General features: G+C 64.1%; 14 protein-coding genes, 1 tRNA gene, 1 pseudogene and 1 CRISPR repeat array. Of the genes and pseudogenes, 5 read left to right on the top strand and 11 right to left on the bottom strand.

The genetic code is table 11. The features are described from left to right. Nucleotides 1-430: 430 nt before the first annotated feature. The 5 genes and pseudogenes from HNR60_RS09995 to HNR60_RS09975 form a co-directional block, all read right to left on the bottom strand. Nucleotides 431-616, bottom strand: a pseudogene (locus HNR60_RS09995) (transposase); the annotation flags it as partial. Nucleotides 617-656: 40 nt separating this feature from the next. Beyond that, nucleotides 657-2,013: a CRISPR direct-repeat array (repeat unit 36 nt; unit sequence GTTTCGGTTGGCCCTCAATCACCAGTCCGCTAAACT). 72 nt (nucleotides 2,014-2,085) lie between these two features. Next, nucleotides 2,086-2,442, bottom strand: a complete 357-nt coding sequence (gene cas2, locus HNR60_RS09990) for a CRISPR-associated endonuclease Cas2 (protein ID WP_246432893.1) — start codon at nucleotides 2,440-2,442, stop codon at nucleotides 2,086-2,088. Between the two features lie 3 nt (nucleotides 2,443-2,445). Further along, nucleotides 2,446-3,345, bottom strand: a complete 900-nt coding sequence (gene cas1 / locus HNR60_RS09985) for a type II CRISPR-associated endonuclease Cas1 (protein WP_184256940.1) — start codon at nucleotides 3,343-3,345, stop codon at nucleotides 2,446-2,448. Between the two features lie 88 nt (nucleotides 3,346-3,433). Then, nucleotides 3,434-6,877, bottom strand: a complete 3,444-nt coding sequence (gene cas9 / locus HNR60_RS09980; protein ID WP_184256938.1) for a type II CRISPR RNA-guided endonuclease Cas9 — start codon at nucleotides 6,875-6,877, stop codon at nucleotides 3,434-3,436. A gap of 752 nt (nucleotides 6,878-7,629) precedes the next feature. Continuing rightward, nucleotides 7,630-7,706: transfer RNA gene (locus HNR60_RS09975), tRNA-Met, on the bottom strand. Nucleotides 7,707-7,998: 292 nt separating this feature from the next. Between HNR60_RS09975 and HNR60_RS09970 the strand changes: the two genes are divergently transcribed. Beyond that, nucleotides 7,999-9,432 carry an aldehyde dehydrogenase family protein gene (locus HNR60_RS09970; RefSeq protein ID WP_184256936.1) on the top strand — a complete coding sequence of 478 codons (1,434 nt, stop codon included), beginning with the start codon at nucleotides 7,999-8,001 and terminating at the stop codon, nucleotides 9,430-9,432. Nucleotides 9,433-9,511: 79 nt separating this feature from the next. After that, nucleotides 9,512-11,128 (top strand): GMC family oxidoreductase, encoded by a 1,617-nt coding sequence (locus tag HNR60_RS09965; protein ID WP_184256934.1) that lies wholly within the window; start codon nucleotides 9,512-9,514, stop codon nucleotides 11,126-11,128. A gap of 260 nt (nucleotides 11,129-11,388) precedes the next feature. Here the strand turns inward: HNR60_RS09965 and HNR60_RS09960 are convergent, their stop codons facing one another. Then, nucleotides 11,389-12,150: an SDR family oxidoreductase gene (locus HNR60_RS09960; protein ID WP_184256932.1), complete on the bottom strand. Its 762-nt coding sequence runs from the start codon at nucleotides 12,148-12,150 to the stop codon at nucleotides 11,389-11,391. A 125-nt stretch (nucleotides 12,151-12,275) separates the two neighbouring features. On the opposite strand from HNR60_RS09960, the gene HNR60_RS09955 reads away from it, so the two are divergent. Next, the gene (locus HNR60_RS09955) at nucleotides 12,276-12,791 is read left to right on the top strand and encodes a CvpA family protein (RefSeq protein WP_184256930.1); all 516 of its coding nucleotides are present in this window, start codon (nucleotides 12,276-12,278) and stop codon (nucleotides 12,789-12,791) included. A 105-nt stretch (nucleotides 12,792-12,896) separates the two neighbouring features. Beyond that, nucleotides 12,897-13,679, top strand: coding sequence for an SDR family oxidoreductase (locus tag HNR60_RS09950; RefSeq protein WP_184257129.1), 783 nt, complete (start codon nucleotides 12,897-12,899; stop codon nucleotides 13,677-13,679). A 205-nt stretch (nucleotides 13,680-13,884) separates the two neighbouring features. Here HNR60_RS09950 and HNR60_RS09945 read toward each other — a convergent pair whose 3' ends face one another. Next, nucleotides 13,885-14,517 (bottom strand): response regulator transcription factor, encoded by a 633-nt coding sequence (locus tag HNR60_RS09945; protein WP_184256928.1) that lies wholly within the window; start codon nucleotides 14,515-14,517, stop codon nucleotides 13,885-13,887. A gap of 472 nt (nucleotides 14,518-14,989) precedes the next feature. Here HNR60_RS09945 and HNR60_RS09940 point away from each other — a divergent pair, with 472 nt between their 5' ends. Beyond that, nucleotides 14,990-17,548 (top strand): hybrid sensor histidine kinase/response regulator, encoded by a 2,559-nt coding sequence (locus HNR60_RS09940; RefSeq protein ID WP_184256925.1) that lies wholly within the window; start codon nucleotides 14,990-14,992, stop codon nucleotides 17,546-17,548. 26 nt (nucleotides 17,549-17,574) lie between these two features. On the opposite strand, the gene HNR60_RS09935 is transcribed toward HNR60_RS09940, so the two are convergent. From HNR60_RS09935 to HNR60_RS09920, 4 genes are all read right to left on the bottom strand, one after another. Beyond that, nucleotides 17,575-18,822, bottom strand: a complete 1,248-nt coding sequence (locus HNR60_RS09935) for an EAL domain-containing response regulator (protein ID WP_184256923.1) — start codon at nucleotides 18,820-18,822, stop codon at nucleotides 17,575-17,577. A gap of 158 nt (nucleotides 18,823-18,980) precedes the next feature. Next, nucleotides 18,981-19,295 carry a PilZ domain-containing protein gene (locus HNR60_RS09930; RefSeq protein ID WP_184256921.1) on the bottom strand — a complete coding sequence of 105 codons (315 nt, stop codon included), beginning with the start codon at nucleotides 19,293-19,295 and terminating at the stop codon, nucleotides 18,981-18,983. 9 nt (nucleotides 19,296-19,304) lie between these two features. Next, nucleotides 19,305-20,186 carry a CheR family methyltransferase gene (locus HNR60_RS09925; protein ID WP_184256919.1) on the bottom strand — a complete coding sequence of 294 codons (882 nt, stop codon included), beginning with the start codon at nucleotides 20,184-20,186 and terminating at the stop codon, nucleotides 19,305-19,307. Between the two features lie 120 nt (nucleotides 20,187-20,306). Then, a complete protein-coding gene (locus HNR60_RS09920) occupies nucleotides 20,307-20,801 on the bottom strand; it encodes a chemotaxis protein CheW (RefSeq protein ID WP_184256917.1) in 495 nt (164 codons plus the stop codon). Nucleotides 20,802-20,803 lie beyond the last annotated feature (2 nt).

The following is a 20,803-nucleotide window of genomic DNA, read 5'->3' as shown; positions in this document are numbered from 1 at the left end:
AAGGTCTTGTTGCTGTTGGCCGGCGGCTGCAGTTTAGCGGACTGGTGATTGAGGGCCAACCGAAACCGAGATGCCGGTCTATTTCGCGCTCACGCTAGTTTAGCGGACTGGTGATTGAGGGCCAACCGAAACAGGATTGTTGCGTCCGACATAGGGCGACTCAGTTTAGCGGACTGGTGATTGAGGGCCAACCGAAACACGTATGACCGCGGACGGATCGCCGACGCTAGTTTAGCGGACTGGTGATTGAGGGCCAACCGAAACCTCTGGTAGTAGCGCGAGCCGGGCGTCAGAGTTTAGCGGACTGGTGATTGAGGGCCAACCGAAACCCGCGCCGTGCATGTCAGCGTGCTGGAGGGAGTTTGATGTGTGGCGGCACCTCGGACTGGAACGCATCGCCCCACCATCTTGACGTTCGTTCGGTTGCCGATCACGCGGTTGCGCCCGGCAATTTTGGTAGTCGAATGACGTTATAGGCGGCCAGTGCCAGGGTGAAGGTGGCATCGACGCGGTCGCGGCCTCGCAGCTTGACTTTGGCGAGCCCGGCGGACGCCTTGATCCAGCCGAACACCTCCTCAATGCGCTTGCGGCAGCGTTGGCGGACGGCATATCCACTGCGATCAGCCCCGGATGGATGTTTCGGTTGTGCTTTCGCAGTTTCGGTTGGCCCTCAATCACCAGTCCGCTAAACTATCTCGGATTTCGCCGCAGCAATGGCTTCAGTTTCGGTTGGCCCTCAATCACCAGTCCGCTAAACTAATGGCACCTTTTTGGTTGATATCGGCGTCGTTTCGGTTGGCCCTCAATCACCAGTCCGCTAAACTTCCGGCGTAAGACGACCGCTTTCCTTAAGTGTTTCGGTTGGCCCTCAATCACCAGTCCGCTAAACTGAGGCCCCACACGTTGCTGCCGTACCATTTGTTTCGGTTGGCCCTCAATCACCAGTCCGCTAAACTGGCGCGGCCCATCTGGATGCCGTACGTCGGGTTTCGGTTGGCCCTCAATCACCAGTCCGCTAAACTGGGCGGCCTTTCACAGCCTGCATACACCCCGTTTCGGTTGGCCCTCAATCACCAGTCCGCTAAACTGTGACGGCTGAAGATGCCTTGAGCGAAGGCGTTTCGGTTGGCCCTCAATCACCAGTCCGCTAAACTTGGTCGGACCCTATGCATGCCGCGAAAGCCGTTTCGGTTGGCCCTCAATCACCAGTCCGCTAAACTCAAACCGCAAGCTGGCAGACGACCATCAGGGTTTCGGTTGGCCCTCAATCACCAGTCCGCTAAACTCGCCGCGATGCCGGCCATGAACCCTGATTGGTTTCGGTTGGCCCTCAATCACCAGTCCGCTAAACTAAAGTTGGTGACATGATCGCGCGAAACCCGGTTTCGGTTGGCCCTCAATCACCAGTCCGCTAAACTGGCCGGCGACGTTGGTCAATTCGTGATGGCGTTTCGGTTGGCCCTCAATCACCAGTCCGCTAAACTCGGCCTGCCGTTCGGATCGTGGATCACGCCCGTTTCGGTTGGCCCTCAATCACCAGTCCGCTAAACTGAAGGGGGAATTCGTCGACATGGTGGATCTGGTTTCGGTTGGCCCTCAATCACCAGTCCGCTAAACTCTCGGCGGCGAGCACAAGGACCATCGGCCGGTTTCGGTTGGCCCTCAATCACCAGTCCGCTAAACTAGCCGCTGCAGTTCGAACAGATGCGGGGTGTTTCGGTTGGCCCTCAATCACCAGTCCGCTAAACTGGCCTCGGTCGACACGTCGATCACCGTGCCGTTTCGGTTGGCCCTCAATCACCAGTCCGCTAAACTCGACGGCGCCAATGTGTGGAGCGCGTCGAAGTTTCGGTTGGCCCTCAATCACCAGTCCGCTAAACTTTCAACGTGTAACGCGACAGATAGGTTACTGTTTCGGTTGGCCCTCAATCACCAGTCCGCTAAACTGACAGCCACCACCGCGACAAGCGCGCACAAGTTTCGGTTGGCCCTCAATCACCAGTCCGCTAAACTCGCTCATGATTTAAGGCCTTGGAAACAAGGCCTTTTTTCGTTGAAACGCAGCGCCTGAAAGCGCCGGCGGCGTCAGAACAGGGCATATTGAGCCGGATTCTGAGGGCTCTGTTCACGGTTTCGTCCCCGGTAGGTGCGGATGTTTTCATATTGTTTGTCCGTGATGGCGATAATATGCACCTTGCCCGACGAAGGCATCGCCTGCTCGATTTTGCGTTGATAGACCTCGGCCTGCTCCTTGCCGGCGCAGAACCGTAAATAGACCGAAAACTGCGTCATTTCAAAGCCGAGATCGAGCAGTTTCAGGCGAAAGCCGGTCGCGGCCTTGCGTTGTTTCTTGGTGCCTACCGGAAGGTCGAACAGCACGACGAGCCACATGATTCGATAACCTGACAAGGCCGGCGGCGATCCGTTGCCGATCGGCGCCATGGATCAAAAGCCGAGCGGCAGGCCGGGCTTCGGCAAGATCAAGCGGTCCGCTTCGCCGGCATAGGCTTTGGCCAGCGACGCCGCGAGCCGCTCAAGGCAAGTCATCACCGGGCTGAGCCCGTCGTCCACGGCCAGATCGATGATCATGGTTCGCGCCAGCGCCGCTTTGGCTTCGCCGGTGACGTCGAGGATTCCACCGCCCTTCAGCCGATGCACCTCGCGATCGACGGTCGGCCGGAACGGCTCCATCAGATCATCGACCAGGACCATGGCGTTGCCCCGGTTCGAATGCATCAGGCCGAGACTGGGATGCAGGCCGGCCGCCATCACGGCCCGGGCGGTCGCGGCGCGAAGCACCGCGTAGCCGTAATTCAGAAGCCCGTTGAGACCGTCGCCATCCTGGTCGCGGCGGAAATCCGATCCCATCAACAACGGCCAATAGCGCCGTGCCGCCTCGGCTTCGACGTTGTCGGGATCGCCGGCGCGGACTTTCCGCGCCAGCAGCCGGAAGCCGCCCGCTTCGGCGCCGACCGCGGCCAGCGTCGCGCCTTGCGCCAGGATTTTCGCCTGCACGATCTGCTGCCAAAGGCGTTTCTTGAGCGGCGCCGATGCGCTGGCTTGATCGCTCATCCGCCCGGATTGGGCGTGATGACCATCCACCGGCCAGACCAGCGCGGCCGGCCGGTGGTTCGGTGCGCACAGCACCACCGGCACGCCGCGCGTCGCGAGGGTGACCAACAGGTTGTTCGAGTAGGTCAGGCCATGCGCGTTGGCGACGACGGCGGCCAGATCATCGAGCGGCACCCGGCCAAGCTCGCCGCCCTTCTCGGCGATGGTCATGAAGCCGCGGTCGATCGCAAGATGCCGACCGTCGGTCGCAATTTCCACCACGCGCCCGACCATGGCCGCTCGCCTCCAACGGATACGCTCCTCGACAGGCGAGATTATGCGGGCGCGTCTTGCTACACGCAACGCGTGTAGCAAGACGTAGTTAACGCGGATCGATGCGCCAGACCCGCCCCAACTCATCGACGCGGACCGGCACGGCGGACATCTTCTTCAGCGTGCCATAGGATGCCATCAGCCAGCGGAACGGATCAATGTCGTTGTTGGTGGCGTGGCGCTTGTCGAGATTTCCGGTCTCATTATGCGCGGCAAGCTTGAAGCCACCCTTCGCCGCGTCCAGCCGGTGCACCACCATGATCTTGCTCTGGCCGTCGTGCTCGAGCCGGATCAGATCGCCCTTGTGAACGCGCATCACCAGCCGGGCGCCGAGGTGATCGGCACGCCAGCGCGGAGCGTGCGGCGTTTTCGCGCCGGCATTCTTCTTGTTGGCGTCGAAGCGGCGGATCGCCTCGCCGTCCCATTTGCCGTCCGCCGTCTCGAACAGTTCGACGCAGAAATTCTCGCCGGCGCTATAGGCCTTGTAGGGCTCGCCGGTGCGTCGGTCGGCGATCGGGACCAGATAGTCCGGCTTCTCCTTCTTCAGCAGCCGCACATGCCGCAGGCCGTGCTTGAAATGCGGATGGTCCGACGGCCCCTTGAGCTGCCGCAGCGCGTCGGCGATCGCCACGCCCTTGGCCTTTTCGGCATCGACATGCGCGCGGACCAGGTCGCGCAGCCGGCGATCGCGAATCCGATCGATCTCGTTGTCGTTCAGGCTCTCGATCGGTTTGCGATAGACCAGATTGGCGCCGTCCTTGTCGCCGTCATCGACCAGCTCCGGTTGTTTGAGCAACCCATAGGCCGAATCCTCGTGCAGCTTGCCTTCGACGCCGTGGTCCGGCTTGTGCGAGACCACCATTTTTTCCAGCGCGGCTTTGAGATCGTCGCGCATCGACGCCCAGGGCGGCTCGATGACGAATTTCTCCCGCTCCTCGTCATAGGCATTGGCCATTTTCCACAGCAAGGAGCGGTCGGTCAGCGCCGCGACCAGACCGTCGATGGCGTGGTGACGATGATCGGCGCGATTCTTTACGCCGGAAAATTCCATGTCGTCGGTCGAGGCGAGAAACTCCTCGGCTCTGTCCTGCACGCCGGCGTAGTTGTGGTCGGGCAAAAGCGAATTCAGCCCCCATTTGCCGCGCAGCATGCTGGTGAGACGGCCGGGGACGACCCAGATCTGGTTCGGATCGGTGATCGCCCCGAGATATTGCTTGGCGAGCCGTGCCAGCCAGCCGGTCTCGTTGAGCTGGCGGGCCAGAAATCCGCCGCGTTTGTCGAACTCCTCGCGGGCATTGGCATCGAAGCGCCAGCGCTTGTTCTTCGGCAGCGCCGCGGCGCGCGCGGCAATCTCCTCCCAATCGTAGCGGCGACCGTCGATCGTCGGGCTGCCGCCGAACGCCTCGACCGGCGTCTGCTTGCGCTTGTGCCGATTGGCGTAGCGCAGGCAAACGATCTTGTTGGCTGCGCTGTCGTCCAGCGTCATCGCCACCGGCAGGATGTGGTCGATATCGACCTCCTCGCTCAACAGCCTCTGGATGCTGATCTGCTCGCCGGTATAGACGCATTTGCGGTCGAGCGGATCGCGCAAATTGAGCTCTTCCCACAGCCGCAGCTTGAGAAGGTTGCGCGGGTTGGCCGGAAAGCCGAACTTCTCCAGCTCGGCGGCGCGCGCTTTGTTCTTCTCCTGGTTCTTTCTTTGCTCGCGCTGCACCTCGACCTTTTGGCTCTCGGACAGCTTCAAGGCGCGGGTGAACTCGATGGAAATCTCCGCTGGCGGCCCATAATTCCGGATCAGCTCGTTAGTGAGGCGACGCAGTTGTCCCAAGCCGATATGCACGGTCGGATTGGGAAATTGGCCATATTGGCGTTCCTTCTCATCGCGCGCATCGCCGCTGCCGACCACCGCGTCGGCCAGCCATTGGCCGTAATAGGGCAGATAGTCGAGCTGCTCGCCGCTCGGCAATTTGGCGTGATCATAGCCGGCGCGCTTGGCGGCTTCGTGATAGCCGGCGCCGGCGACGCCGTCGTCGCTCAACTGATCCTGCAGGATCGGCACGATGTTCTTGATGGCGCGCAGGCCGAGACGGCAATGCCCCTCCGGCAGCGTGGTATTGGCGACCCGCGCGGCGGCTTCCGGCTCCAGGCCACAGTCGCGCTCGAGCCAATCGACCAAGTCCGCTTCGACCTCAGCCTCCAGCAGCTTTTCGACGATCGCGATCTGGCGCTCCAGCGCAAGGCCGCGCCAGGCTTTGCCGAAGCCTTTCTTATCGGAGAGCCGAGCGGCGGTCGCATCGCCGTCGAGCGCAGTGCGGCGTTCCGATTCCAGATTGAATGTCGCTTCGACGGGTAGTTTCAGCAACGTCCGCAGCTTGTCGAACGTGACCTCCTTGTTGCCGAGCAGCGCCAGCACGACCCTGTCGCTCTGCTCCTTGCTGAGTTTCCGCGATCCCTTGCCGGTCTCGCGGATTTCCAGATTGCGCGCTTCCGACAGAATCCGAAACCGCTGCGCCAACGGATGCGCCCACGGCGCGCGATAGCCTTCGGGGTCTTCCTTGAACGGCCGTGTCGCCGGCGCGAGCGTGCATTTGCCGACGATCGCGTCCTTCAGCGGCCGCTGAAAAAAGACGATGTGTGCGATCTCGTCGCGGGCCGCCTCCGTCATCGTCGGATGATGCGGCGCCTGGGCGTCCCAGATCTTGTTGAATTCGTCAATCAACAGATCGCGGGTCGGATAGAAATCGTAAGATGCCTTGGTGCCGGTGATGTTGGCGCGGGCGCGCACGCCGTCCGGCGCTTCGCCGGCATCGAGCACGTCGTTGCCGAACATCCGCTTGCGCAACTTCGCCCAGGCTTTCTTGCGGGCATTGCCGGTCAAATGATCCTTGCCGATCCGTTTCAGTTCGGCACGCAGCTTATCCTGGCGCGCGAGGTATTTTTCCGACAGATGCCGGTTGGCGAAGAACACGCCGAGCGTCTCGGCATTCTCTTCCGCCATGCTGTCGCGCAGGCGCGAGGCGGCCTGCTTGATCGCGCCGTCCTCGGTGGTCTTCTTGTTGTCGGTCTTGCGATTGGAGAGGAAGCCACGGCGCTGGTTGAGATGAAACAGCGCGCGGCCGACATGATGCGCCGGCAGCGCCTCGGCGAGCGCCTTGACGCGCAACTGATAGGGATCGAGCCCGGCCAGCGCCCGGCGGGCCGCCGCCTCCGCCGGCATCAGGCCGTGGCGAACCAATGCCTCCAGCAATTGCTTACGGCGCTCGACAAACCGATCGCGCCGCTTGCGCGCGCCACGCGCCATCCGGCGATCGACGGCATTGGACGCTTTGCTCTGCGGATCGCGGCCATCCGGAAATATCCTGACACCGCCGGGACCAAGCGCGATCGGCTCTAAGCGATCGCCACGCTTTTCAAGCCGCGTGACGAACCAGCCGAGCGAGTTCGAGCCGAGGTCCAGACCGAGACGATATGGTTTTGATTTTCTTTCAAGCACTACCACCCCCGCCGCCTTGACAGCCGGATTAAAGCATTCCACAATCCGTGCGTGCAATAGCCTTTATCGGCAGACTAACTGGTTTTAGCGGACTGGTGATTGAGGGCCTCCCGTTAACAAGCTTATGCACAAAATGGGGCATCCTGCGGGATGCCCCTTCCATTTAGGCAAGCTAATTCTTCAAGCTAAAAAATCACTTCGAAGTTTGCGGCGTCACCGTTGCTACCTGTCTGCAGTTGATCGCATCGTCGAACCCCATCCTGATTTCGCCCCGACCGTAATTACCAGCTCGCGCTAGTCTCTAGGGCGATGCGCTTTCTGGATCTGGCTTTCCTCCGCGCATCGCAGAGCCGACGATCGCGCAATCGCGACGTATCGTTGCTGACACCCAGTCATCGACGTGTTCACCAGGCGCTCCGATCGCGGCCGCCCCGTTGGCGGACGAGCCGCTGAGGCCTCCGGATCGCAATGCCGGGACGTGCGAGACTTAAAGGATGCGAACTGAAGGATGCGGCCCAAAGCATGCCAGCCAAAGCATGCCAGCCAAAGCATGCCAGCCAAAGCATGCCAGCCAATGAATGCGACCCGCGGCGCCAGGCCAACGGCCGGTGAGACGGCCGGCGATCGCGGCGGGGCGCCACATTGCCGTCCGATAACACGCTGTCCGGCTCAGTGCGGCATCGTGGCCGCACTGCAACGCATGAAAAAACCCGCCAGAGGCGGGCTAATTCATTGAAATCATTTAGAAAGTTTGGTTGCGGGGATAGGATTTGAACCTATGACCTTCAGGTTATGAGCCTGACGAGCTACCGGGCTGCTCCACCCCGCGATAAACCTTTGCACGCCCTTGCAAGACCGTCTCCAGACGCCACCGCCAACGCCCACGGGCGCCGATCGATCCCATCTGGAAGGTTCCTGAGAGGGCAACCAGGGCGAACGCCGTGGTGCGAGGGGTGTGTACCAATGCTCGACGGGTTTGGGAAGGGCTGTCTGCATTATTTTCAAGATATTATGACGGCCGGGAACCGCCTACCGGTTGCACCATTGCGGACGATGCAATCTGTGCGCAAAATGCGGAAAATCCGGCGTTGCACAGACCGGGATCTCGGCGAGGACACATCATGGATCAGGCGGTGCAGAGTGCCGGGCGCAGGGCGCTCGACGACGGCTTTCATCGGATGCGGCAAGTCTCCCGGCAGAGCCCGCCGCCGTCGCTGGAGACGCGGCGCGACCGGCTGGCGCGGCTGCGGGCGTTGATTCTCGACCATGAAGAGCGCTTCAACGCGGCGATCTCGGCGGATTTCAGCCATCGCTGCGCGGTCGAGACCCAGATCGCCGAGACGCTGTCGGTGCTGGGCGAGATCAAACACACGTCGAAGCAGCTGAAGGCCTGGATGGCGCCGCGGCGCATCGCCACCCAGCTGCAGTTCCTGCCCGGCAACAACCGGCTGCTGCCGCAGCCGCTCGGCGTCGTCGGCATCATCGCGCCGTGGAATTATCCGCTGCAGCTGACGCTGGCGCCCGCGGTGGCGGCGCTCGCCGCCGGCAACCTTGTGATGATCAAGCCGAGCGAATTGACGCCGCGATTCGCAGCCCTGCTGCAGGAGACCGTGGCCGCCACCTTCGACCCGACCGAGATGGTGGTGACCGGCATCGACGACGACATCGCCGAGGCGTTTGCCGCGCTGCCGTTCGACCATCTGATGTTCACCGGCTCGACCCGGGTCGGCCGCATCGTCGCCGCCGCCGCCGGGCGCAATCTCACCCCGGTGACGCTGGAGCTCGGCGGCAAGTCGCCGGTGATCATCGACCGCTCCGCCGATCTCGACCAGGCCGCGGCGCGGATCGCCTATGCCAAGCTGCTCAACGCTGGCCAAACCTGCATCGCGCCGGATTACGTGCTGGTGCCGCAAGCCTCGCTGCAGGCCTTCGCCGAGAAGGTCCGCGATGCCATGACCAGGATGTTCGGCACCGAGCCCGGCAACGCCGACTACACCTCGATCATCGCCGATCGGCATTTTGCGCGGCTGGAGGGCCTGCTCGCCGATGCGCAGGCGCACAGCGCCAACGTGGTGCAGACCGCTAAGCCGGACGACGCGGCGTGGAAAGCGCTGCGCAAATTCCCGCCGACGATTCTGACGGGCGTGACGTCCGAGATGAAGATCATGCAGGAGGAAATCTTCGGGCCGCTGCTGCCGATCCTCGGCTACGACGAGGCCAGCGAACCGATCGCCTTCATCAACGCCCGCGACCGGCCGCTGGCCTTGTACTGGTTCGGCACCGACGAGGCCGCGCGCGACGAGGTTTTGGCGCGCACGGTGTCCGGCGGCGTCACCGTCAACGACTGCCTGGTGCATTTCGCGCAAGTCAACCAGCCGATGGGCGGCGTCGGCGCCTCGGGCTCCGGCGCCTATCACGGCGAATGGGGCTTCACCACCTTCAGCAAGCTGAAGCCGGTGTTCTATCGCTCGCCCTACAACCGCTTCGCCGACCTCTATCCGCCCTATGGCGGCAGGCTGAAGCGGCTCGCCGCTTTGCTGCGCTGGCTCTCGTAGCCTCGCGCCGACACTACGACGACAACGCCGGCGGCCGACGCGCCGACCGGCGATCAATAACAAACGATAGGGACGGAACATGAGCGAGAGCAGCGAGAGCTATGATTTCATCGTGGTCGGCGGCGGCTCCGGCGGCTGCGCGGTGGCCGGTCGATTGTCGGAAGATCCCGCGACCTCGGTGGCGCTGCTCGAGGCCGGCGGCGCCTGCGACAATTGGCTGGTGAAGACGCCCTACACGCTGGCCTTCATGGTGCCGAGCAAGCTCAACAACTGGCATTTCCAGACCGTGCCGCAACGCGGCCTCAACGGCCGGATCGGCTATCAGCCGCGCGGCAAGGGGCTCGGCGGCTCCTCGGCGATCAACGCCATGGTGTATATCCGCGGCCACAAGTCGGACTACGACCATTGGGCGTCGCTCGGCAATGCCGGCTGGTCCTATGACGACGTGCTGCCCTATTTCAAGCGCTCGGAAAACAATTCCGATTTCAACGGCGAATATCACGGCCAAAGCGGCCCGCTCTACGTCAATAAGCTCCGCACCGACAATCCGGTGCACGAGATCTATCTGCAGGCGGCGCGCGAGGCCCAGTTCCGGATCCGCGACGACTTCAACGCCGAGGAGCAGGAGGGCCTCGGCCTGTACCAGCTAACCCAGCACAATGGCGAGCGCTGGAGTGCTGCGCGCGCCTATCTGCAGCCGCATATCGGCAAGCGCAGCAATCTGCGGGTCGAGACCAAGGCCCACGCCAGCCGCATCCTATTCGACGGCACCCGCGCCGTCGGCGTCGAATATCGCCAGGGCGACAAGACGCTGCAGCTGCGCGCGCGGCGCGAGGTGATCCTGTCGTCGGGCGCGTTCCAGACCCCGCACTTGCTGATGCTGTCCGGCGTCGGCAATGCGCACGCGCTGGCGCAGCACGGCATTGCGTCGGTGCATCATTTGCCCGGCGTCGGCCAGAATTTGCAGGATCACCCGGATTTCATCTTCGCCTACATGTCGGACCGCCCGTATTTCACCGGCACCTCGTTCCGCGGCATCGCGCGGCAACTGGCCTCGATCGGCAAGTATCGCCGCGACGGCCGCGGCGCGATGACCACCAATTTCGCCGAATGCGGCGGCTTCCTGAAGACCCGCCCCGAGCTCGCAGCACCAGATATCCAGCTGCATTTCGGCATGGCGATCGTCGACGACCACGGCCGCAAGCGGCGCTGGGGCACCGGCTTTTCCTGCCACGTCTGCCTGCTGCGCCCGGACAGCCGCGGCAGCGTCGGGCTGACCAGCGCCGATCCGCTGGCGCCGCCGTCGATCGATCCGAATTTTCTCGGCGAGGACAGCGACCTCGAAGCCATGGTCGCGGGCTACAAGACCACCCGCCGGCTGATGGAAACCCCGGCGCTGCAGGCGCTGCAGCAGAAGGACATGTTCACGGCGGAGGTGCGCAGCGACGATGACATCCGCACAATCCTACGCCAGCGCGTCGACACCGTGTATCACCCGGTCGGCACCTGCAAGATGGGCGTCGATGACGCGACGGCGGTGGTCGATCCGCAACTCAAGGTGCACGGGGTGCAGGGGCTGCGCGTGGTGGATGCCTCAGTGATGCCGACGCTGATCGGCGGCAACACCAACGCGCCGACCATCATGATCGGCGAGAAGGCGGCGGACATGATCCGCGAGGAGTTGAGGGTGAATTGAGTAGTTTGCCTCTTCTTTTATCGAATTGATACGCGTCTGAATTGATGCGTGGCCCAAATATCACCTGTCATTCCGGGGCACGAGCAGCGAAGCTGCGAGTGAACCCGAAATCCAGTACTCACCGACCTGGAATACTGGATTCCGGGTTCGTTCGGCCTGCGGCCTCACGCCCCGGAATGACGGCCTCGTTTGAATTGAACGCCTGCAATCAAAGACCCTTGGCTACAGGAACAAATACGCAATGGCGCGACATTGCTCGCCTACGTCAGCAGAAACCCGCCATCGACGGTGATGACGCTCCCCGTCATGTAGCGTGAGGCGTTGGAGGCGAGCAGCAGCAGCGCGCCGTCGAGATCGGATTCGTGCCCGACGCGGCGCTGCGGGATGCGCTTGGTGAGCTTTTCGCTGCCCGGCGTCGCCCAGAACTCATGGTTGATCTCGGTGTCGATATAGCCCGGCGCCAGCGCGTTGACGCGGATGCCGCTGCCGGCCCATTCCAGCGCCAGCGCCTTGGTGGCCTGCACCAGGCCGGCCTTCGAGATGGTGTAAGGCGCCAGATACTTCATCACCGCGAAGCCGAGCACGGAGGCCACATTGACGATGTTGCCGCCCTGCCCGCGCGCCGTCATCCGCCGCGCCGCTTCGGTCGCGGTGAAGTAGGCGCCCTTGAGGTTGGCGCCGATCACCGCGTCCCAGTCCGCTTCGCTCTGCTCGACCGCGAGCTTTTCCACCGCGATCCCGGCGTTGTTGATCAGGACGCTGAGCGGGCCGAGTTGGGCTTCGGCCTCGTCGATCGCCGCGCCGATCCCGCCGATGTCGGTGACGTCGAGTTTCACCGCCGCGGCGCGGCCGCCGGCGGCGGCGATCTCGGCCGCGAGGCTCTGCAGCTTGTCGACCTGCCGCGCCGCCAGCACCACGGCGGCGCCATGCGCCGCCAGCACCCGGGCGAATTGCCGGCCCAGCCCCTGCGACGCGCCGGTGATGAGGATGGTTTCTTTACTGACGTCGAATAAGTCGGACATGCGGTTTCCTCGGTTGTTGCTTGCGCCCCTGATAGCGCGGCGCGCAGCAGGAGCAAACCGCAGACAATTTGACGAGAACAGTCCGTCCCGCGGGCGCGGCCCGCTGCCCGCTGCCCGGAGCCGCCATGAACGCCTTCGACATCGTGGTCTATGTCGCACTGCTCGCCGCGGTGGCGATCGGCTTCCAGGCGGGGTTGCTGCGCAGCGCCGTCACCATCCTCGGTTATCTGCTCGCCATGCCGATCGCGCTGTGGGCCACCACGCTGATCGGGGCGCGGCTCGACACCGCATCGGAGATGCCGACGGCGCAGAGCTCGTTCACCTTCATCGCGGCCTTTCTGGTCAGCGGCATCGCGCTCGGCTCGCTGTTGCGCGCCGCGATCAACGAAACCGTCGGTTCCCGTATCGGCCCGGTCGACCGGCTCGGCGGCGCCGCGCTCGGCGCAGTGCGGGTCGGCCTGGTGGCGATCACCATGGTGCTGATCTTCGACGAGTTGATCCCCGCCCATGCGCAACCGGCGTTCCTCGCCGGTTCGCAATTGCGGCCGTTGTTGTCGGCAGCAGGGCAGCGCGGCTTCAAATCGCTGCCGCCCGACGTCGCCGCCTATATCGCCCAGTTGAAGCAGACCCATCGGCTTTGACGAGCGGGCAACAGCGTTGCGGTGCTGCGATCTAGGCAGGCTGCACCCGGGCGGCTAGTGTCCACGGCATTCGACCTCGTCGACATCAATCAGGAGCAATTCAACGTGGATCTTGGAATCAAAGGCCGCCGCGCGCTGGTGTGCGCATCCAGCAAGGGATTGGGGCGCGCCTGTGCCGCGGCATTGGCCGCGGAAGGCGTGCACGTCACCATGACCGCGCGCGGCGCCGAAGCGCTGGCGCAGGCCGCGGCTGACTTGCGTAAGCTCTATCCCGAGGTCGAGATCACCGAGGTCGCCGGCGACATCACCACGCCGGAAGGCCGCGCCGCCGCGCTCGCCGCCTGCCCGTCGCCCGATATCCTGGTCAACAACGCCGGCGGCCCGCCGCCCGGCGACTTCCGCAACTGGACCCGCGACGACTGGATCAAGGCGCTCGACGCCAACATGCTGACCCCGATCGAACTGATCAAGGCGACGGTGGACGGCATGATCGAACGCAAGTTCGGCCGCATCGTCAACATCACCTCGGCCGCGGTGAAAGCCCCGATCGACGTGCTCGGGCTATCGAATGGCGCGCGCTCCGGCCTCACCGGCTTCGTCGCCGGGCTGTCGCGCAAGACCGTGCGCCACAACGTCACCATCAACGCGCTGCTGCCGGGGCCGTTCGACACCGATCGGCTGCGGACGGTGTCTGCCGGCCAGTCCAAGGCCAGCGGCATTCCGGTCGAGGAAATCATGAACAAGCGGATGGGCGAGAATCCGGCCGGCCGGTTCGGCGATCCGGAGGAATTCGGGCTCGCCTGCGCGTTCTTGTGCGGTGCGAAAGCGGGCTTCATCACCGGCCAGAACCTGCTGCTCGATGGCGGCGCGTTTCCCGGGACCTTCTGATCGAGGGACTTTGTGATCGAAGGACCTTGTAATCGAAGGACTTTGTGATCGAAGGACTTTGTGATCGAAGGACCTTCTGCCCGGACCGTCTCGGACAGGGCCCCTCGCAGGACACTGCAGTCCCGTCGCGCCCCGCGGCCGCAATCAATGGCCGCGGTCACCGCGCAGCAGCACGTGCGGTTCAACGATCCGCGGATCGTTGAACTTACGCTCTCGGCACTGCGGCCATCACGATCCGCACCAGATCGGTGGCGTTCTTGGCGCCGAGCTTCTTCATGATGTTGGCGCGGTGATACTCGATGGTGCGCGGGCTGATGCCGAGCTGACGGCCGGCCTCCTTGTTGGTGTTGCCCGCGGAGAACAGCTCCAGCACCTCGCGCTCGCGCATCGTCAGCGGTTCGCGGCCGGGGAAATTCAGCGACGGCACCTTGGGCACCAGGCCGGCGGCGCGACGGCGGGTGAAGGCTTCGATCGCCTCCTCGACGCGCGTGACGATCTCAGGGCCGCGGAACGGCTTCTCGATGAAATCCAGCGCGCCGTTCTTGATCGCGTTGACCGCCATCGCGATGTCGCCCTTGCCGGAGATCATGAAGATCGGCGCCGGATAATCCTCGGCGTGCAGCTCTTCCAGAATGTCCAGGCCGGAGCGACCGGGAATATGGACGTCGAGCAGAATACAAGCCGGGCAACGCGACCGCGCCACCGCCAGCAACGCATCGCCATCGGCGAAACAAATCGATTGGTAGCCGGCTGCCGACAAGACGATGGACAGGGTTTCGCGAACGGCCGGGTCGTCGTCGACGACAAATATCTCACGTCCCGATGTGTTTACATTCATGAATAATACTCCGCGTTCACCTTTAGCCGAGTCGCTAATCGGTTCAACCCTCGTAGCTGTACGAGGCATGCTATTAACGCAAAACTAGCAGGAAAGCACCTAACTCTGTTGCCGCAGAGTACCACGATCAGTAGGTTCCGTGTGCCCTATTCGGTGCATAATGCGGGGCGCTTGCGGACCATCCCCAGAACGCTGCAGCGGGAGTCTTGCGCAGCACGCGGTCTGGCACCTGATAAACTGGTGGAACCGGCATGAGACTGAGTAGAGCTACTTCGCCGAATAGTCCAACCACTCCGGTCCGTCTCCACAAGAAACTCACGCTCCTGCCCGGCGCGCTGCTGGCGCTGTCGGCGACTGCGCGCGCAATCCGACTATCCGGCGCGCTCCATCACGGTCATCGTCGCGTTCGCAGGAGCGACATCGATCGATCGATGCCGCTCAGATCCGCCGACGCACCGCCGGTGATCCGACCATGAAACCCTCCTTCAAACGATCGCTCGGCGCGCTGCTGCTCACCAGCTGCAGCCTGATCGCCGCCATCGTCGGCACCAACCTTTACGTACTGAACAATCTGCGCGAAAGCACGCTGCGCACCGCGGAAGTCAACCTCGCCCGCTACAGCCTGACGCTCGCCGAAGAGGCCGACCGCTCGTTCAAATCGCTCGACCTGGTGCTGTCCAGCGTCGGCGATTATCTGGCCCGCCGCGGCGTCACCGGCAGTGCGTCCTATCAGCGGACCATGGCCGATCAGGACACCCACCTGATGCTGCGGGAAAAGATCACCGGGCTGCCGCAGGTCGACGCCGTGGCCATGATCAATGAGCGCGGCAAGCTGCTCAATTTCTCGCGCTACTGGCCGATTCCCGACCTCGACATCTCCGATCGCGACTATTTCGCCGCGCTGAAGGCCGACGCCGATCTGGAGAGCTTCATCAGCGCGCCGGTCCGCAACCGCGGCAACGGCACCTGGAACATCTACATCGCGCGACGGCTCAACGAGCCGAACGGCGAATTCATGGGCCTGTTGCTGGGCGCATTGTCGCTGTCGTATTTCGAGAGCTTCTTCGGCGCCACCTCGCCCGGGGCCGGCACCTCGGTGTCGCTGATGCGCGACGACGGCCTGCTGCTGGCGCACTACCCGACCTCCGACCACATCGGCAAGGCTTCGTCGGGCGCGGCGCAGCGGGCGCTGGCGGCCGGCGGCCGGCTGCGCGACGCCAGCGACAAGGATCACGAGATGCGGCTGCGCTCGGCGCGGCGGCTGCCGAACTATCCGGTGCTGATTTCCGTGAGCCAGACCGAGGCCAGCGCGCTGCAGAGCTGGCGCGAGATCGCCGTGCTGCTGCTGGTGATGACGTCGATCACCGCCGTGGTTCTGTTGATCGTCACCATCGTGATCGCCCGCTGGTGGATCCGCAAGGAGCAGTTGATCGTCGACGCGCAATCCGCCAACGCCGCGAAGTCGGCCTTCGTGGCGATGATGAGCCACGAGATTCGCACGCCGATGAACGCCGTGCTCGGGCTCGCCACCTCCCTGCTCGACAGCCGGCTCGACCCCGAGCAGCGGCGCAGCGTGGTGGGCATCCACGACGCCGGCGACGCGCTGCTCGACCTGCTCAACGACATTCTGGATTTCTCCAAGCTGGAGGCCGGACGGCTGTCGCTTGAAACCATCGCGTTTTCGCCCGAAACGCTGGTGGAAACCGCGCTCAGCATCGTGCGGCCCCGCGCCGCCGCGCGCGGGCTGCAGATCCGCAACGAGATCGATCCGCAGCTCCCCTTCGCGCTGCAAGGCGACGCCGGCCGGATCCGGCAGGTGCTGCTGAACCTGATGTCGAACGCGGTGAAATTCACCCCGGCCGGCGAGGTGGTGGTGACGACGAAGTGCCGGTGGGCCGACGAGAAATCGGCCTCGTTGGAGTGGACGGTCAGCGACACCGGCATCGGCATCGCCGAGCAAGACATCGGATCGCTGTTCACCGACTTCGCGCAGGCCGACAGCTCGATCAGCCGCAGGTTCGGCGGCTCCGGTCTCGGGCGGGCGATCTGCAAGCGCCTGGTCAAGCAGATGGACGGCGAGATCCGGGTGAGTTCGACGCTCGGCAAAGGCACCACGTTCTGGTTCTGCCTGACGCTGCCGCTCGCCAGCGAGCTGCCGGCGCCGGACACCGACGATCCGGTGGTGTACAGCGAATTCCGCGAGCGGATCGAAGCGCTCGGCCGGCCGCTGCGGATTCTGATCGTCGACGACAATCCGACCAACCGCCTGGTCGCGGCAAAGATGCTGCAGGATTTTGCGACCCAGACCAACACCGCTTCCGACGGCAACGAAGCGGTGACCGCCGCGGCCCGCTTCAGCTACGACGTGATCCTGATGGACGTGCGGATGCCGGAGATGGACGGGCTCGAGGCGACCCGCGCGATCCGCGGCTGCGACGGCGAGATGCACAACGTGCCGATCATCGCCTTCACCGCCAACGCCTTCGCCGAAGACGCGATCGCCTGCCGCGAAGCCGGCATGAACGACTTCGTCTCCAAGCCGGTGCGCAAGAAGGCGCTGGTCGAAGCGATCCTGCGGGTGCTGCCGCGGCAGGCCGCGGCGGACGGAGGCGCGATCGCGCGCCTCGAAGCCGCACCTACGTCGCAACTCGAGCCAGGCGAAGCCGCCGCGACGAGGCTGCGCGTGGCCCGCGAGGTGTTCGAGACCATGGTCGAAGAGATCGGCCGCGAGGCCACGATGGAGATCGTCGCGGTGTTCCTCAACGACACCGAGGAGCGGCTGACAATGTTGCGGCAATGGCCGGTCGCGGCGCATCGCCGCGAGATCGAGCGCGAGGCGCATTCGCTGAAGAGCGCAGCCGCCACCTTCGGGCTGCACGACCTCGCCGGGCTGGCGCGGGAGCTGGAAAGCACCGCGGCCACGATCGGCGCAGCGGATTACGCCGTGCTGGTCGAACGGCTCGCGGGCGCGTTCGGCGCGGCCTGCAATGCCGAGGCACCCGACGATGGCTACGTGACGGTCGCGGTTTAAGCGCGGAGGTGTAGTAGATCCGCCGCTCAGGCCTTGCGCAGCGTCTGCGACGCCGGCGGGCCTTTGACGCGCAGCTCCGCGTTCCAGGCGTTGCGCCAGGCCCGAAACCCGTCGTGGCGCAGCGCCGGGGAGAACACATAGCCCTGCCCGCCGTCGCATCCCAATGCGGCGAGCGCCTGCCAGGTGGCGACGTCTTCGATGCCCTCGGCGACGGTCGTCATGTTGTAGGCGCGCGCGATCGCCACCGAGGACGCCACCACCTTCCACAGGTCGGGATCGGCCAGGCAATGGCTGACGAAGGAGCGGTCGATCTTCAATTCGCAGAACGGCATCTGCGCCAGCACCGACATCGACGAGTAGCCGGTGCCGAAGTCGTCCATCGAAATGCCGATCCCCTTGATCCGCAGCCGCAGCAGCGTATCCATCGCCAGCGAGACGTCGCCCATCGCCGTGGTCTCGGTGATCTCGATCATCAGCGAGCGCGCCGGCACGCCGGCTTCCCGCAGCAGCCGGCCGATATCCTCGGATATCGTCGGATCGGACAGCAGCGTCGCCGACAGGTTCACCGCCACGACGAACGTCGCATCGTCGCGGCCGATCTCGCCGGCCAATCGCAGCGCGCTGCGCAGGATCTGCAGCGTCAGCTCTTTGATCGCGCCGGTGCGCTCGGCGAGCGCAATGAACAGGTCGGGTCCGACCGGGCCGAGCGTCGCGCTGTCCCAGCGCGCCAGCGCCTCGCAACCGATCACCTTGCCGGTCGCCAATTCGATCTTCGGCTGAAACGCCGCGTAGATCTCGCCGTGGCTGACCGCGTGATCGAGGTCGGCGGCGGTGATCACAGCCGGCTCGCGTACCGGACGCCGCAGCGTGCTGCAATCGCAGGGCGCGGTGGTCAGCGCCTTGCGCAGCGCCGCCAGTTCGATCGGCTTGGGCAGCGCCACCGCGTCGCACACCCCGGTGGAATGCGCCAGCCGCACCGCGGCGTTGAGGATGCGTTGCTCGCAGCCGCTGATCACGATGACCCGCGGCCGGACCTGCAACTGGGCGATCAGCCGCAACAGCTCGATGCCGTCGCGGTCGCCGAGCGCCAGATCGATGGTGACGTAGCTGAACGGGGTGCTGGAGATCAGCTCGGCCGCCACATCGTAGGACGGGGCAAACACCGAGCGATAGCCGATCCGCGAACAGACGTCGCCGATCAGGCGCCCTTGCATGCGATCGTCGTCGACGATCAGAACCATTGGCGCGACATTGTCGGTTTCGGAATCGGGCATCGCATCGTCCGTTCACCCGGCGCCGCCGTTTCTCGGCGGCAATGATCAGTGACCGGGCCGAACCACTATGCGCCGAGCGCATGAAAGAAGGGTAAGCCCGACCCTGCGAATTTCTTGCTATCGGCCGGCGCGGCGCCGTATCGCGACGCACGCGCCGATCAGGCGGTGGCCTGGTCGTCGCGTTTGGGTTTGCCGTTCTTGCTCTTGGCCTTCAGGAAGCGGACGTCGATTTCCGAACCGTTGACGCGGATCAGCTCGCAGCGCCGATAGGCCAGGCCGGTCGACGACAAGAGCAGGAAGAACTCCTTCAAGTTCAGCCCCTCGATCGAGCCGTCCAGCATCAGTTCGGCGTCGTTGGCCGACACCGCCTTCAGCACGCAGTTGCGGCGCCAGGTTCCGTCGATGCCCATGATCCAGACGCTGTAGCCGCGCCCGAATGTCACCCGCTCCGGCCCTGAATTCTCGGTCGCCATCGCACTCTCCTAACGGCCCGACGCTGTGCCGGTCTTCAGTCCGCCCGCGAACTGCGGCGCCGCAGCCGGCGCGCGCGCCGCGGCCGGATTCGGCAGATACACGCCGCGGCGCTTCGGGCAGACCCGATAGCTGTCGGTGAGGCCAACGACGGTCTCGGCGGCGCCCAGGAACAGATAGCCGTCGGGCTCGTTGGCCTTCATCAGCCGGTTGAAGATGTCGGTCTTGGTCGGCTGGTCGAAATAGATCAGCACGTTGCGGCAGAAGATGACGTCGAACTTGCCGAGCGGGGCGAAGTCCTGCAGCAAATTGAACTGCCGATATTGCACCATCGCGCGCGTATCGGGATTGAGCTGCCACATCGCGCCGACCTGCTTGAAGTGCTTGACCAAGAGCTGAATCGGCAAGCCGCGCTGCACCTCGAACTGGGTGTAGAGCCCCGAGCGGGACTTCTCCAGAACCTCGGGCGACAGATCGGTGGCGATGATTTCGATGCGCCAGCCGGCGAGCTGAGCCGACATGTCTTTCAGGATCATCGCCAGCGAATACGGCTCCTGGCCGGTGGAGGCGGCGGCGCACCAGATCCGCAAGCTCTTGCGGCCGGCGCGGGCCTTGATCAGATCCGGAATCACGCTGTCCTTGAAATGATCGAACGGCGTCTTGTCGCGGAAGAAGAAGGTTTCGTTGGTGGTCATCGCCTCGACCACGTCGTGGATCAGCGAGTCCGGCCCGGTCTTCATCTTCTGGACCAATTCGCTGATGCCGGGGACGCCGATCTTGCGCGCCAGCGGCAGCAACCGGCTCTCCAGCAGGTAGCGCTTGTCCGCCGACAGCATCAGGCCGGAGCGATCCTTCAGGAGCTTCTGGAGATACTCATAGTCGAGTGGGGTCATGATCTCTTTCCTGATGGAACATCCCGACGGTCACCGACACGATGAGACGGGATTGCGGAAACTTGGTTGGATCGCCGATTCATCCTGGTCGCTGATCTCACCGAATAGTCACTGTCGTTGTTAGGCGGCCTGCGCAGAACCACCGATTTCGAGGACGCGGTCGACGTCGAGGACGACCATCAGCTGGCCGTTGAGGCGGTGGACGCCGCAGGCCATTTTGGCCATGCGGGGGTCGAGGTTGACGGGATTGACCTCGCGGCTGTCGTCGGCGAGCTTCAAGACTTCGCCGATGCTATCAATCAGCAGGCCGTAGGATTCACCGCGCAGATCAACACCCATCGCCATCGGCGGCTTGGTGTCGTCGATCTTCGGCAGGCCGAGCCGGGCCCGCATGTCGATCGCGGTGACGATGCGGCCGCGCAGGTTCAAGACGCCGGCGACGTCGTCGGGCGCCAGCGGCACCTTGGTCAGCCGCTCCGGCATGAACACGTCCTGCACGCGAGAGATCGGCAGGCCGAACAGTTGCCCGCCGATCATCGCGGTGACGTATTCGGTGATGGCGCTGTCGCCGGTCACCGGCTTGAGCGCCTGGACGCTGGAGATGTTGGTGGTCATCG

The organism is Rhodopseudomonas rhenobacensis, from assembly GCF_014203125.1.
In the GTDB taxonomy this organism is placed as follows: Bacteria; Pseudomonadota; Alphaproteobacteria; order Rhizobiales; family Xanthobacteraceae; genus Rhodopseudomonas_A; species Rhodopseudomonas_A rhenobacensis.
Note: the sequence above shows the minus strand (reverse complement) of the source record. Positions and strands in the feature narration are given on the sequence as shown.